This is a genomic window from Guyparkeria sp. SB14A, assembly GCF_005096345.1.
Taxonomy (GTDB): Bacteria; Pseudomonadota; Gammaproteobacteria; order Halothiobacillales; family Halothiobacillaceae; genus Guyparkeria; species Guyparkeria hydrothermalis.
This window is the reverse complement of sequence record NZ_SWAW01000026.1, coordinates 13,721-28,135: the sequence shown is the minus strand read 5'-3', so window position 1 is coordinate 28,135 and position 14,415 is coordinate 13,721. Positions and strand designations below refer to the sequence as shown.

General features: G+C 68.4%; 13 protein-coding genes. 7 read left to right on the top strand and 6 right to left on the bottom strand.

What is annotated here, in order from left to right:
- Positions 1-123: 123 nt before the first annotated feature.
- Entirely contained in the window at positions 124-1,911 is a 1,788-nt protein-coding gene (locus FAZ79_RS09365) for a GspE/PulE family protein (protein ID WP_136867710.1), read from the bottom strand.
- Between the two features lie 148 nt (positions 1,912-2,059).
- On the opposite strand from FAZ79_RS09365, the gene FAZ79_RS09360 reads away from it, so the two are divergent.
- Entirely contained in the window at positions 2,060-2,521 is a 462-nt protein-coding gene (locus FAZ79_RS09360; protein WP_136867709.1) for a YcgN family cysteine cluster protein, read from the top strand.
- On the opposite strand, the gene FAZ79_RS09355 is transcribed toward FAZ79_RS09360, so the two are convergent.
- The 3 genes from FAZ79_RS09355 to nth form a co-directional block, all read right to left on the bottom strand.
- Complete coding sequence (locus tag FAZ79_RS09355) at positions 2,518-4,851, bottom strand: heavy metal translocating P-type ATPase (protein WP_136867708.1); 2,334 nt, start codon at positions 4,849-4,851, stop codon at positions 2,518-2,520. The genes FAZ79_RS09360 and FAZ79_RS09355 overlap by 4 nt on opposite strands.
- Positions 4,852-5,290: 439 nt before the next feature.
- On the bottom strand, positions 5,291-5,725 hold the full coding sequence (locus tag FAZ79_RS09350) for a DUF1841 family protein (RefSeq protein ID WP_136867707.1): 435 nt from the start codon (positions 5,723-5,725) through the stop codon (positions 5,291-5,293).
- Between the two features lie 2 nt (positions 5,726-5,727).
- Positions 5,728-6,405: an endonuclease III gene (gene nth / locus FAZ79_RS09345; protein ID WP_136867706.1), complete on the bottom strand. Its 678-nt coding sequence runs from the start codon at positions 6,403-6,405 to the stop codon at positions 5,728-5,730.
- A gap of 128 nt (positions 6,406-6,533) precedes the next feature.
- Between nth and FAZ79_RS09340 the strand changes: the two genes are divergently transcribed.
- Both FAZ79_RS09340 and FAZ79_RS09335 read left to right on the top strand, forming a co-directional pair.
- Positions 6,534-7,106 carry a hypothetical protein gene (locus FAZ79_RS09340; RefSeq protein WP_136867705.1) on the top strand — a complete coding sequence of 191 codons (573 nt, stop codon included), beginning with the start codon at positions 6,534-6,536 and terminating at the stop codon, positions 7,104-7,106.
- An 11-nt stretch (positions 7,107-7,117) separates the two neighbouring features.
- The gene (locus tag FAZ79_RS09335) at positions 7,118-7,708 is read left to right on the top strand and encodes a cob(I)yrinic acid a,c-diamide adenosyltransferase (RefSeq protein WP_136867704.1); all 591 of its coding nucleotides are present in this window, start codon (positions 7,118-7,120) and stop codon (positions 7,706-7,708) included.
- Here the strand turns inward: FAZ79_RS09335 and FAZ79_RS09330 are convergent.
- Positions 7,681-9,066 (bottom strand): YihY/virulence factor BrkB family protein, encoded by a 1,386-nt coding sequence (locus tag FAZ79_RS09330; protein WP_136867703.1) that lies wholly within the window; start codon positions 9,064-9,066, stop codon positions 7,681-7,683. The genes FAZ79_RS09335 and FAZ79_RS09330 overlap by 28 nt on opposite strands.
- A 156-nt stretch (positions 9,067-9,222) precedes the next feature.
- On the opposite strand from FAZ79_RS09330, the gene FAZ79_RS09325 reads away from it, so the two are divergent.
- From FAZ79_RS09325 to FAZ79_RS09315, 3 genes are read left to right on the top strand one after another with little or no spacing between them, the layout of a single operon-like run.
- Positions 9,223-10,083 carry a hydroxymethylpyrimidine/phosphomethylpyrimidine kinase gene (locus FAZ79_RS09325; RefSeq protein WP_136867702.1) on the top strand — a complete coding sequence of 287 codons (861 nt, stop codon included), beginning with the start codon at positions 9,223-9,225 and terminating at the stop codon, positions 10,081-10,083.
- Positions 10,084-10,106: 23 nt separating this feature from the next.
- The gene (locus tag FAZ79_RS09320; RefSeq protein ID WP_136867701.1) at positions 10,107-10,454 is read left to right on the top strand and encodes a YqcC family protein; all 348 of its coding nucleotides are present in this window, start codon (positions 10,107-10,109) and stop codon (positions 10,452-10,454) included.
- A gap of 31 nt (positions 10,455-10,485) precedes the next feature.
- Complete coding sequence (locus FAZ79_RS09315; RefSeq protein WP_136867700.1) at positions 10,486-11,691, top strand: O-succinylhomoserine sulfhydrylase; 1,206 nt, start codon at positions 10,486-10,488, stop codon at positions 11,689-11,691.
- Between the two features lie 29 nt (positions 11,692-11,720).
- Here FAZ79_RS09315 and FAZ79_RS09310 read toward each other — a convergent pair whose 3' ends face one another.
- Positions 11,721-12,842 carry a hypothetical protein gene (locus FAZ79_RS09310; protein ID WP_136867699.1) on the bottom strand — a complete coding sequence of 374 codons (1,122 nt, stop codon included), beginning with the start codon at positions 12,840-12,842 and terminating at the stop codon, positions 11,721-11,723.
- 168 nt (positions 12,843-13,010) lie between these two features.
- On the opposite strand from FAZ79_RS09310, the gene gltX reads away from it, so the two are divergent.
- Positions 13,011-14,414, top strand: a complete 1,404-nt coding sequence (gltX, locus tag FAZ79_RS09305) for a glutamate--tRNA ligase (protein WP_136867698.1) — start codon at positions 13,011-13,013, stop codon at positions 14,412-14,414.
- Position 14,415: the final 1 nt, after the last annotated feature.

Below are 14,415 nucleotides of genomic sequence, written 5' to 3'. Positions count from 1 at the left end.
CGGCCGACGCGGGCCCGGCGCGCGGCGTGGGGCGGGGCGGCGGCGTTTCTGTCGGCCACGCAGCGCGAGCAGGAGCATGGCGATGGCCACCAGGACGATCAGCAACAGGTCCATGACGCCGCTCTAGTGGCCGTTGCCGTTCTCGGGACCACCCAGGTCCTCGAGGCGAACGCGGTAGGCCTCTTCGAGCGAGGTGATGCCCGCCCGCGCCATTTCCAGGCCGTGGCGGGTCAGCGTGCGCATGCCCTTGTCGACGGCGAACTGGCGGAGTTCCTCGGTGGTGATGCCGTGGGCGATGCGGTTGGCCATGTCGCGGTCCACCACGATCAGCTCATAGGCCATGGTGCGGCCGACGTAGCCGGTCTGGTCACAGTGATCGCAACCGGTGGATCGCCAGAAGGTCTCGTCCTTGTCCACGCCCATCGTCTCGCAGACCAGGGGCTCGGGCTGGTGTTTCTTCTTGCAGTGAGAGCAGAGGATGCGCACCAGTCGCTGGGCCAGCACCGCCATCACGGTCGAGCTGACGAGGTAGGGCGCCACGCCCATGTCGACCAGGCGGGTCACCGCGCTGGGGGCGTCGTTGGTGTGCAGGGTGGAGAACACCAGGTGGCCGGTCAGCGCGGCCTTCACGCCGCTCTCGGCGGTCTCGAGATCGCGCATCTCGCCGATCATAATCACGTCCGGGTCGTGGCGCAGGATGTTGCGCAACGCCCGGCCGAAGGTGTAGCCGATGCCGGCATGCACCTGCACCTGGTCGATGCCGTCCATGTCGTATTCGACCGGATCTTCCACCGTGATGATGTGCGGGTCGCCGGCCTTCACCTCCTGGAGCAGCGAGTAGAGCGTGGTGGTCTTGCCCGAACCGGTCGGCCCGGTCACCAGGATCATTCCCTGGGCACGGGCGATCAGGTTGCGGATGATGCGCTCGTCGCCCTTCGAAAAGCCCAGCGCGTCGAGCGGTTTTAAGCCCATGTTCTTGTTCAGGATGCGGATGACGACGCTCTCGCCGTTGAACGTCGGCATCACCGAGATGCGCAGGTCGACCTCGTTCTTGCCCATGTGCACGCGGGCGTGGCCGTCCTGGGGCAGGCGGTGCTCGGCGATGTTCATCCGGCCGAGGATCTTGATGCGCGCGACCACGGCCGCCAGCTGGGACTTGTCGATGGAGCGGATCGTCTGCAGCGCGCCGTCGAGGCGAAAGCGCACCAGGACATTCTCGCGTCGCGGCAGGAAATGAATGTCCGAGGCGCCGCGACTGATGGCCTGCATCAATAGCGTGTTGACCATCTTGACCACCGGCGGACTGGTGGCCTCGTTCTCGATCTCGGGCTCGCGGTTCTGCGCCGCGTCTTCGCCTTCGTGGCGCAGGAAGGCCTCGCGGTCCTCGCCGACCGATTCCACCCGGTAGGCACGATTGATCCCGCTGGCGACCTGGTGCGCCGAGGCCAGCACCGGTTCGATGCCCAGCCCGGTGTAGAACCGCAGGATGGAGAGCAACTCCTGGTCGGTCGGCCGGGCCGAGGCGACCACCAGCACCGAGTTCCGCCGTGCCAGCGGCAGCACGTTCAGGCGCAGGGCCATCTCGTAGGGGATCAGCGCGGCGACCTCCGGCGGCGGCACGAACGCCCCCAGGTTTACCTGCGGGATGCCCAGCTGCGAGCACAGGGCCTGCTCGAGCTGCTCGGCCGAAATGATCTTGCGCTCGACCAGCCAGTCGCCCAGGTGCGTGGCCGGGTGGTGGCGCAACGAGTCCAGGGCGCTTTCCAGTGCCTCGCGGCTCAGTGCGCCGCGCTGCACCAGCACCTCGCCCAGCCGCTGGACACGGGCATTGCGTGCCGAATGCAGTGCCTGGTTGATGTCCGTTTCGCTGCCGATGCGCATCACCGGCATGGCCTGGGCCGTTTCCGTCATCGCGTTACCTCGTTGCGTGATGGACGAATCATCGCATACCGTCGGTCATATCCGCAGGCGTCGAGGCCCGGCGTGATAGGCTGCCGGCCCCGATCTCGACCCGGATTGCCCGCCCCCACGATTCACCACCGTTACCCGACCCTAGCCGATGAGCGACCAGCTGCCATTCTGGCGCGAGAAGCGCCTGACCGAGATGACCCCGTCCGAGTGGGAATCCCTTTGCGACGGTTGTGCCAAGTGTTGTCTCGAGAAGGTGGAAGACGAGGGCGGCGACGTCTACTACACGGACGTGGCCTGCCACCTGCTGGACGCCGGTACCTGCCAGTGCACGGACTACCTCAATCGCCAGACCCGCGTGCCCGGTTGCGTCTGGCTGCGCCCCGAGGACGTCGAGGAATTCGATTGGCTGCCGCCCACCTGCGCCTACCGGCGCATCGCGGAGGGGCGTGACCTGCCGCCCTGGCACCCGCTGCTCACCGGTGATCCCGCCAGCACCATGAAAAGCGGTTACTCGGTCGCCGGGCGGGCCGTGATCGCCGAGAACGCGGACCGGGACTCGATCGACTGGGAGGTCCACGTGGTCGACTGGCCGCTCGAAGAGAGTGACTAGTCCAGTTGAACCACGCGCAGCCGGAGGGCGTTGCCGATCACGCTCACCGAGGAAAACGACATCGCGGCCGCCGCGATGATCGGCGAGAGCAGCACGCCGAAGACCGGGTAGAGCAGGCCGGCGGCGATCGGGATGCCGGCCGTGTTGTAGGCGAAGGCGAAGAATAGGTTCTGGCGGATGTTCCGCATGGTCGCCTTGGACAGCCGATGCGCTTGCACCAGCCCGTCCAGATCGCCGCGCAGCAACGTGATCCCGGCGCTCTCGATGGCCACGTCCGTGCCGCTGCCCATGGCGATGCCGACGTCGGCGGCGGCAAGTGCCGGGGCATCGTTCACCCCGTCGCCGGCCATCGCAACGACCCGCCCTTCCGAGCGCATCCGTTCGACCACCTCGCTCTTGCCCTCCGGCAGGACATTGGCGCGCACCTGGTCGATGTCGAGTTGTCGGGCGACGGCGCGGGCGGTCTCCTCGGAATCGCCGGTGAGCATGACCACCTCGAGTCCGGCCCGCTGCAGACGGTGAACGGCATCGGCGGTCGACTCGCGGATCGGGTCGGCGATCGCCAGCAGCCCGGCGGGCTGACCGTCGACGGCCACGCTGATCACGGTCGCGCCCTCATGGCGCCACGACGTCGCCGACCCCTCCAGCGTTTTCGTGTCGATGTCGTGGCCCTCCATGAGGGTCCGGTTGCCGACCAGCACCGTTTTCCCGTCCACGCGGCCGGTAACCCCCTTGCCGTTCTCGGCATCGAAGTCGGAGGCCTCGGGCAGGTCGAGCCCGCGTTCGCGAGCCTCGGCGACGATCCCCTCGGCCAGCGGGTGCTCGCTGCCTTGTTCGAGTCCGGCGACCAGGCGCAGCAGCTCGTCCTCCCCGAGCTCGCCGGTTGCCGCGCCGGTGGCATGAATGCGGGTCACGCGCGGGCGGCCTTCGGTGAGCGTGCCGGTCTTGTCGATCACCACCGTGTCGACCTGTTCGAGGCGTTGCAGGGATTCGGCATCACGGATCAACACCCCGGCGCGCGCACCGCGACCGACACCGACCATGATCGACATCGGGGTGGCGAGCCCCAGCGCGCAGGGGCAGGCGATGATCAGCACGCTGACCGCCGCGATCAGGGCGTAGGCCATGGGTGGCTCGGGACCGACCACCGACCAGATGACGAAGGCAACCACCGCCGCGGCGATGACGCTGGGCACGAACCAGGCAGCCACGCGGTCAGCCAGCCCCTGGATGGGCGCGCGACTGCGTTGGGCCTTGGCCACCATCTGCACGATGCGCGAGAGCATCGTGTCGCGCCCGACCTTGTCGGCACGCATCACGAAGCTGCCCTGGCCATTGATGCTGCCGCCGATGACGGTGTCGCCTGCCTTGCGGGTCACCGCCATCGGCTCGCCGGTGATCATCGACTCGTCGATATTGGAGCGACCCTCGAGGATCTCGCCGTCCAGCGGCACGCGATCGCCGGGGCGCACCCGCAGGTGATCGCCGATCTCGACCTCGTCGAGCGACACGTCCTCCTCGCCACTGTCGGTGATGCGCCGGGCGGTGGTCGGGGCCAGGTCGAGCAGGGCGCGAATGGCCCCGGAGGTCTTCTCGCGGGCGCGCAGTTCGAGGACCTGGCCCAGCAGGACCAGTACCGTGATCATCGCCGCGGCCTCGAAATAGACTGCGACCGAGCCGTCGGACTGGCGGAAGGCATCCGGGAAGATGCCGGGCGCGGCCGTGGCGACCAGGCTATAGGCCCACGCCACGCCCGTGCCCAGCGCGATCAGGGTGAACATGTTGAGCTGGCGGTCGACCACCGATCGCCAGCCGCGCACGAAGAACGGTTTGCCGGCCCACAGGACCACCGGGGTGGCCAGCAGCAACTGGAGCCAGTGGTTCACCTGCGGGGCGATCCAGCGATCGATACCGAGGAAGTGGCCACCCATGGCCATGAGGAACAGCGGCAGGGTCAGCAGCGCGCCGATCCAGAACCGCCGGGTCATGTCGATCAGTTCCGGGTTGGGGCCATCGTCGCGGCTGACGGTCTCCGGTTCCAGTGCCATGCCGCAGATCGGACAGCTCCCCGGGCCCTGCTGACGGATCTCGGGGTGCATCGGGCAGGTGTAGATGGCCTCCGGGTCCTCGGCGGCCGAATCGTCCGATGGGTCATCGCCGGACAGGTAGCGCTCGGGGTCGTCCTCGAAGCGCTCCCGGCAGTGGGCCGAGCAGAAGTGGAAGGTCTCGCCGTGATACTCGCTGCGATGCTCGCTCGTCGCCGGATCGACCTGCATGCCACAGACCGGGTCGGTGACGGGCTCGTGGCGTTGGTTTGTCGACTCGCTCATCGGGGCCTACCTCGAATGGATGGGAGACGGCTGTCTCGTTCGAGCCTAGACCCTCAATCTATTTCATGCACGGGCAGACGCAGTCACCCGCGTGCACGGGGTCAGCGCTTGAGCTTGTCCCCCAGGGAAGTCTGCACGAGTCGATGGCATCTCTGGCTCGCGGGTTTGTTCGCAATCAAGGCGCCGGAGCGAAGACGGGCTCGTTGCCCGTCGAGGGACGGCAACGCCGAGTGCGGGAAAACCCGCGAGCCCCATCCGGGCGGGCCTCCAAGGGCCCATCTGCGGCGTCGCGGGGTTCGTCCGTGAACCCCGCCCTTCGGGCCGGCTCGCGCCGGCCGGATCGGCGTCGTGCCGATCCGGTCCAGCCCTTGTAAAGGGCCACGGCCCTTCACGGCGGACGGCGCCTTGCATCCGGACCCTTGGAGGTCCCGCAGAGACGTCATCGCCTCGTGCAGAGTTCCCTTAGGCATTCCATGAGCTTGACCTCGTCCGGCGGGCCGCCGTTCTGCTGGGCCTGCCAGAGGGCCTCGCCGAGACAATCGATCATCTCGTGTTCGGCCTCGAGCGGATCGGCCTTCTTCAGGGACAGTTCCGAGTGCACCGAGCGGATGCCGGCCGGGCGGTCGGTCTGCACCATCTCGCGCAGGGAAAGGTGCATGCTCATGTGCAGGAAGGGGTTGGTCACGCCCATCTCCGGCGGCCAGTCGGCCTCCAGGGCGAACTCGGGCTGGTCGAGCAGCGAATGGTATTCGGGATGATCGCGGATCACCTCGAAGATCATCTGCTCGATCGGCGCCAGGGGCTTTTTCTGCTTTCCCTTGGTCCAGGCATCGAGAAACGGCTGGCGCATACGGCGGCGGTCACTGGAGTACATGCTCAAATCTCTTCGGTAGCGTAGCGGGCGATCAGCTCGGGGCTGCAGTCCTCGGTCTTGTCGCGGAAATCGCACAGGTCGCAGACGATACAGGCCCCGCAGTCGGGTTTCCGCGCCTTGCACACGTAGCGCCCGTGCAGGATCAGCCAGTGGTGGGCATCGAGCTGGTATTCCCTGGGGATCACCTTGAGGAGTCGGTCCTCGACCGCGCGCACCGTCTTGCCCTTGGCCAGCCCGGTGCGGTTGGCGACGCGGAAGATATGCGTGTCGACCGCCATGGTCGGCTGGCGGAATACGGTGTTGAGCACGACATTGGCGGTCTTTCGGCCCACGCCGGGCAGCGCCTCGAGCGCCTCGCGGTCGGCGGGTACCTCGCCATCGTGCTTGTCGATCAGCTGCTGGCACAGGGCGTAGACGTTCTTCGCCTTGGTCTTGTACAGCCCGATGGTGCGGATCGCCTCGGTGAGCTCATCCAGTCCCAGGTCGAGGACGGCCTGCGGCGTGTTGGCCCGGGCGAACAGGGGGCGGGTCGCCTTGTTGACGCCGGCGTCGGTCGCCTGGGCGGAGAGTACGACCGCCACCAGCAGCTCGAAGGGGCTGCGGTACTCGAGCTCGGTGGTCGGCTCGGGTCGCTGGCGCTGGAAACGGGCGAACATCTCGCGGCGGGTGCGGGGATTCATCGGGGCCGGTCACTCGGGAATCGGGTGGTGGGCTGCATGATAAACTCCGCGCCCTCGGTCATCGAGCTCATGCAGAGTTTTCCAACCAACGAACCACCAGTCGGACAGGCGTCCGGGAGAATCGATACGTGGAGAAGTCATCGCAAGCCGGGTTGCCACAGCCCACACCACTGGGGATTGTCGGTGCCCTGTGGGGCGTGCTGGGCCTGTGCGCGTTGCTGCTCTGGGCCATCTATCGCCTGTCGTTCTACGGCATCGAGGCCTGGGGCGCGTCCTGGGCCTGGTGGCACTGGGCCTTCTTCGTCGGCTGGATGGTGTTCATGGTCTACAGCGAAGGCTACAAGGGGTTTCAGAAGGGGTTCTCGCCGCGGGTGGTCGCCCGCGCGGCGCACCTCTCGCGCCATCCGGTGGGTTGGCACGTGGCCCTCGCGCCGCTGTATTGCATGGGGTACATCCACGCGACCCGGAAGCGTCGCATCGTCTCCCTGTCGGTGACTGCCGGGGTGGTGCTGCTGGTGATCCTGGTCGGTTTCCTGCCCCAGCCCTGGCACGGCATCGTCGACTTGGGCGTGGTCGCCGGGCTTGGCTACGGGGTGGTCGCGATTCTCGCCTTTGCGCTCAAGGTGCTCTCCGGTCGGCCGCATGACTGGCCCGCCGACGTGCCGGCCGACGAGTACCGCGCGCAGCCCGAGCCGGGATGAGGCGGACCGACATGACGGATTCGAACGACAGTCGTGATCGCCTCTCGCGGGTGGTGACCCGCAGCGGCGATCGCGGCGAGACGGGGCTGGCCGATGGGCAGCGCCTGGCCAAGGAGGCGCTCGCCATCGAGCTGCTGGGCGAACTCGACGAGCTCAATGCCCGCCTGGGCAGCCTGAGTGTCGCGCTGACCGACGAGCCCGATGCCCTGTCGTTCGTGCGCGAGCAGCAGCAGGCGGTATTCGACCTGGGCGGTTTCGTCGCGATGGGCGAGATGGCCGCGGCGAGCCAGTTGCCGTCGCTCGATCGCCTGGACGACTGGATCGAGGCGGCCAATCGCGAGCTGCCGCCGCTCAAGGAATTCATCCTGCCCGGCGGCACCGAGGCGATGGCGCGCGCGCACCTGGTGCGCACGGGGACCCGTCGCGCCGAACGGCTGGCCTGGGCGTGGTGTCACGAGGTCGATGACGCCGAACGCGGTGGCGAACGCGCGGCGCTGGCCACCTACCTCAACCGGCTGTCCGATGCCTGGTTCGTGTTCGCCCGCCGGCTCGATCCGGCCGGCGAGCACACCGTCTACTGGCGCGGCTCCGCGCCCGGTTGATTCGCCCCGTTGCCGGCGCCTTCGGCCGGCGCCCTCGAGTCGCTACCGGCGGCCAGCGTGGTCGCGCCGATATCCTCCTCCCACTGCCGGTGGCGCCGGGCGAATCGGTCCAGGGCCGGGATGGCATCCACCAGCGGGCGGGGCAGCCGCGCCGGCTCGCCCTCGATGGCCCGTTCCACCTCGGCGAGGCTGATGCGCTCGCCCGGCCGTGCCGGCAGGAAACAGGTGGCGTCGCTCGGTTCGGTAATGCGCAGCAGTTCGGCCTCCACCAGTTTTTCCAGCAAGGGGTCGATCCAGACTGGTGCGAGCTCGGGATAGGGGTCGACCCGCTCGGCCAGCCGGTCCCGGTCGGGCGGGGTCTGGCCGGCCTCGAAGCGACGCTCGATCTCGTCGAGCAGCACGATGGCGGTAGCCAGCCGGGTCGCCGGATGCACCGGGGCGGGCTTGCCCAGGGTCAGGCGGTCGCTGTGCTGCCAGGCGTAGCTGATGCCCGCACCAACCAGCACGATCATCCAGGCAATCTGCAGCCAGACCAGGAACAGCACCAGCGAGGCGAAGGCCGAGTAGACGGCCGTGTAGCTGGTCGAACCGGCGATCAGCCCGCCGAACAGCAGGCCCAGCAGGTTCCAGAGCACCGCCGCGACCAGCCCGCCGACCAGGGCCGAGCCGGGCCGGACGCGCGTGTTGGGGATGAACAGGTAGAGAAACGCGAAGGCGCCGGTCCAGATCGCGAGCGGCACCAGGTAGCCCAGCCACTTGAGCACGGTGGCCAGCACCGAGAGTTCCGCCACGTCGCTGATCCAGGGCGCGGCCAACAGGGTGGCGGTGAGACTGCCCGCGGCGATCACCAACACCGGCCCCACCATCAGCACCGACAGGTAGTTGGCGAATCGCGCCGACATCGAGCGCATCTGGTGGACGTTCCAGATGCGGTTGAACACCCGCTCGATCTTCTGCATCAGGGCGATGACGGTATAGAAGAGCAGGGCGACGCCCACGGCCCCGAGCACGCCGACGCGGATGTTGTCGACGAAATCCAGGATGCGCAGGGTGAGCTCGTCGGCGGCATCGCCCAGCGGCGCCATCACCGAGAGCAGGAACGGCTCGATCACCGATGCCGAGCCGAACGCCTTGAGGACCGAGAACGTCACGGCCAGCAGCGGCACCATCGACAGCAGGGTGGTGTAGGACAGGCTCATCGCGTTGAGCTGCAGGTCGCCGCGCGAGGCGGACGACATCACGCTCAGCATGGCGCGTACCAGGCGTTGTGCCGTGCGCCCGAGGCGACTGGCGGGCCGGTCGTGCCAGATCCAGCGCGTGACCGGTTTGAGCCATTGGCGGGGCGTGAAGGGGATCATCGAACGGCCGGGTCCTTGTCGTGGCGGGTGACGGGTGGGGTCGCGGCGGCGCGCCGGATCAATGCGTGTGGCACTGGCTGCGTTATCATGCTCGGCCCGGCGCCATCACGACGCCGCTGCCGCCACGGCCTTATCTGCGAGGGAGCTTAGCACCAGATGGAAACCACACCGACGCTCACCGACGCCCCCGAGGTTCCCGTCGTCCTGGCCATTGCCGGACACGATCCCAGTGGCGGGGCCGGCATCCACGCGGACATCGAGGCGATCATCAGCCAGGGCGTGCACCCGGCCACGGCGATCACGGCGTTGACCGTGCAGGACACGGTCAACGTGCATGGCTTCGTGGCCAGCGACCCGAAGCTCGTGATCGACCAGTCGCTGGCGGTGCTAAACGACATGCCGGTCGGCGCGATCAAGATCGGCATGCTTGGCACCGTCGAGCTGGTCGAGGCGGTCGCCTCCGTGCTGGCACGCTTCCCGGATATCCCGGTGGTGCTCGATCCGGTGCTGGTGGCCGGCGGCGGCGGGTCGCTGGCCGACAACGCCGTGGCCGCGGCGATCGCCGAGCATCTCTTCCCGCGAGCGACCGTCGTCACCCCCAACGCCCACGAGGCCCGGGTGCTGGCGCCGGATGCCGCCAACCGCGACCAGCGTGGCCAGATGCTCTCGGCGCTGGGGGCGGAGTACGTGCTGCTCAAGGGCGGCGACGAGCCGGGCGAGAAGGTCGAGAATTGGCTGTTCGGCGTCGAGCCGCCGCGGCGCTTCGTCTACGAGCGTTTGGCCGGCCAGTTCCACGGCTCGGGCTGCACGCTCTCCTCGGCGATCGCCGGATTGATCGCGCAGGGCAGCGACCCGGTCAATGCCGTCCACGAAGGGCTCGAATACACCCACCAGACCCTGATGCACGCCGCGGCGATCGGCCGTGGCCAGTTGATCCCGCACCGCCTGTTCTGGGCCGATGACGAGGGCGGTGCGGACATGAACGACGAACCGCCCGGTTCATCGCGAGTCCATTGAACAGACCTGACGAGACGTGACCGATGGAGACCGTTCGCCCCAGCACCGACATGATGCTGCGCCAGCTCGACCAGATCGCCCACGAGATGCAGCGGGCCGGGCTCTGGTCGGATCAGCGCCCCAGCGAGCAGGCGCTGGCCAGCCCCAACCCGTTCTGCTTCGACACGCTGGCGTTCGAGGAATGGCTGCAGTGGAAATTCCTGCCGCAGATGCGCGAGTTGCTCGACCGGTTCGGCACGCCGCCGGAGAACTGCTCGATGGCGCCGTTGGCCGAGCACCAGTTCGCCGAGCTCGAGGAAGAGACCGATCGCCTGCTCGCGGCGATCGCCGAGTTCGACAACCTCGCCTGGCATTTCTTCAACGCCCGCTGAGCGCGGCCTCACGACACCCAACGGATAGCCCATGACCGATTCGCACCGCCGCCCCGATCCCGACTGGTCGCTCGCGACCCAGGCCATCCGCGTCGGCCATCACCCGACGCCCGAGCGCGAGCACGGCGAGCCGATCTTCACCACCTCGAGCTTCACCTTCGAGTCGGCCGAGCAGGCCGCGGCGCGCTTTGCCGGCGACGAGCCCGGCAACATCTACGCCCGTTTTACCAACCCCACCACGCGCATCTTCGAGGAGCGCCTGGCGGCGATGGAAGGCGGCGAGGACTGCGTCGCCACCGCCTCGGGCATGGCCGCGATCCTGACCACCTTCATGGCCCTGTGCGAGGCCGGTGACGAAGTGGTGATCGCCCGCCAGGTCTTCGGCACCACCAAGGTGCTGTTCGACAAGTACCTGGCCAAGTTCGGCCTGGTGGTGCATTGGGTGAACCTGACCGACGGGTCGCAGTGGGAGGCCGCCGTCAACGAGCGCACCCGCCTGCTGTTCATCGAGACGCCGTCGAACCCGCTCACCGAGGTCGCCGACATCCGGTGGCTGGCGGACTTGGCCCACCGGTTCGATGCCGCACTGGTGGTGGACAACTGCTTCTGCACCCCGGCCCTGCAACGCCCGGTGAGCCTCGGCGCGGACATCGTCATCCACTCGGCGACCAAGTTCCTCGACGGGCAGGGGCGCGCCATCGGTGGGGCGGTCGTGGGGGATGCCGAGCGCGTCGGCAAGGAAGTGCGCGGTTTCCTGCGGACCTGCGGACCGACCATGGCGCCGTTCAATGCCTGGATCTTCGCCAAGGGCCTGGAGACCCTGAACCTGCGCATGGAGGCCCACAGCCGCCATGCCCGCGAGGTGGCCGACTGGCTGGTCGCCCACGAAGGGGTCGCCCGGGTGCATTTTCCGGGGCTGGCCGACCACCCGCAGGCCGAGATCATCGCCGCGCAGCAGACCGGCCCCGGGGCGATCGTCTCGTTCGTGGTCGAGGGCGGGCGCGAAAAGGCCTGGGAGGTGATCAACCGCACCCGGATGCTCTCGATCACCGCGAACCTCGGCGACACCAAGACCACCATCACCCACCCGGCGAGCACCACCCACGGCCGGCTGAGTCCCGAGGCGCGTGCCGAGGCGGGCATCGACGAGGGCCTGATTCGGCTGTCGGTCGGTCTCGAGGACCCTCAGGACATCATCGCCGACCTGGCGCGGGGCTTGGGTGAACAGCTCGACTGAGGGGCGCGTGAGCGTGCCGCCCTCGCGGCTTAGTCCGGCACGCGCTCGAGGCGGTCGCGACCCGGCGTGACCTGCACCAGGTCGCCACTCTCCACGCTGTGACCGCCCTGGTAGCGCAGGGTGCTGTCACGCTCTCCCAGGTAGGAAACCCGCGCCTCGCCCAACGCACGCGGCTCGCGGATCGGCCCGGCCGTCGTTTCCAGGTCTGGGCGAGTCAAGAGATTGACGCCCAGCCAGTCGGCCGGCATACCCGGGTCGATGACCTGCAATCGGTCGCCGGCCGACAGGCCGTCGCGTCGGCCCAGGTCGATCCGCAGGTCCGTGCTGCCACCCCGGCCCTCGGTCGAAAGAACGCGGCCCACCAGCGGGCGACAGCCGACGGTGTCGAGCACGTTGCCCGCCAGGGTGTCGATCGCCGCGTCCATCGACTGGCCCCAGTCGCTTTCCCAGAACCGCGCCGAGTCGGCCGCCACCTCGGGCGAGAAGGGCTTGCCGTCGGCGGCAGATAGGTCGATCTGCCAACTGTCCAGCCGCGCCCCGCGCGCCCCGTCGTCCAGCGTGGCGCTCAGCTCACCGGCCCGCGGGGCGAAGCGATCGGGCAACAGCACGATCCCCGACGGGCGTCCTTCGGTACCCAGGTCGCGCGCGACCAGCCGCAGGAAGTAGGGGGCGCCGTGACGGGAGAAGGCGTCCATGGCCGGCTCGAGGCCACCGCTGCGGGTCGGTCGCACGACGTCCACCACCTGTTGGCCATCCTGTTCGAGGCGAGCGGCCAGGCGTTCCGCGATTGCCCCGGGCAGGCCGATGACGTCGCCCGGTTCGTGGCCGACATGGGCCTCGCTGATCACGATCCGATGCGATGCCGGGCACGCCTCGTTGGGCTGCTGTGCCTGGGCGGGTGCGCTGGCCATGATCGCGGCCGCCGCGATCAGGCCCGGCAGCACGGCAAGGGCTCGGCGTGGTCGGCGGGTGGGTGCCGGCATCGTGGTCCGGCTGTCTGCCAGGCTTTCTGCCCAGCGATCGGTCTGGCTACGGGCCCGGGTATCGGTAATGGATCGGTGCATGGTGGCTGGCCTGTCGGCAAGGGTGATGTTCGCCGGGCGCGCGGTCGCCTCGCTGCCCCGGATTGAATCGGTGTCGTTGGGCTGCATGAAGCAATTGCCATGCCATGGGGCTTGCCTCGCCAACGCGATGCGTAGTCGGGCCAGCGGTTCAGTCATCCGCCGGCAAAACGCTATACTCCTCACCCACGTTTTCCGCACCCGTCCCTGCCGATCGTCTGCGCAGGGAGGCCGCATTTCGCTCGCAACGAGGTATCGATGACCGTTCGCACCCGCTTCGCCCCGTCGCCCACCGGCTACCTGCACATTGGCGGCGCCCGCACGGCCCTGTTCAGTTACCTGTTCGCACGCCGTCACGGTGGCGAGTTCGTGCTGCGCGTGGAGGACACCGACCGCGAGCGGTCCACCGCCGAGTCCGTCAACGCGATCCTCGAGGGCATGACCTGGCTGGGGCTCGACTACGACGAGGGGCCGTTCTACCAGACCGAGCGCATGGAACGGTACCGCGAGGTGATCGACCAGTTGCTCGCCGAGGACAAGGCGTATTACTGCTATGCCACCCGCGAGGAGCTCGACGAGCTGCGCGAGGCGCAGATGAAGCGCGGCGAGAAACCTCGCTACGACCGTCGTTACCGCGATTTCACCGGCACCCCGCCGGCGGGCATCAAGCCGGTGGTGCGCTTCAAGAACCCGCTGGACGGCCTGGTGGTGGTCGAGGACGCCATCCGCGGCCGGGTGACCTTCCGCAACGACGAGCTCGACGACCTGATCATCGCCCGCGGCGACGGCACCCCGACCTACAACCTCACCGTAGTGGTCGACGACATGGACATGCGGATCACGCACGTCGTGCGCGGTGACGACCACCTCAACAACACCCCGCGCCAGATCAACCTGTACCGGGCGCTGGGCGTCGAGCCGCCGGCGTTCGCGCACCTGCCGATGATCCACGGCCCGGACGGGGCGAAGCTCTCCAAGCGCCACGGCGCGGTCAGCGTGGTCCAGTATCGCCACGACGGGTTCCTGCCCGAGGCGTTGCTCAACTACCTGGTGCGCCTGGGTTGGTCGCACGGCGACGAGGAGATCTTCTCGCGTGCCGAGCTGGTCCAGCTGTTCGACCTCAAGGACGTCAACCACTCGGCCTCGAGTATCAACCCCGAGAAGCTGCGCTGGCTCAACCAGCACTACATGCGCGAGCTGCCGGTCGCCGACGTCGCCGCCGAGCTACGCTGGCACCTTGGCCAGTTGGGCATCGACCCGGACGAGCTCGGCCCCAAGCCCGCGTCGATCGTCCCGGCCTACGTCGACCGGGTACACACCCTGGTCGAGATGGCCGAGCAGGCCAAACCCTTCTACCAGGACGCCGTCGAGCCCGATCCCGCCGCGATGGCGAAGCTGGACGCCTCGGCCGCGATGGTGGTCGACGCGCTGATCGTCGCCCTCGAGGATGACGCGGTCTGGGAGAGCGCCGACACCCTCGAGGCGGCGGTCAAGGGCGTCGCCAAGACGCTCGATCTCAAGCTCGGCAAGGTCGGGCCGGTGTTGCGCCTCGCCTTGCTGGGGCACACCTCCTCGCCCAGCTTCGGCGTTATCCTCGAGTTGATGGGGCGCGTGCGCAGCATCCAGCGCCTCAACGCCTTCCGGGACCGGATCGGCGCCTGAT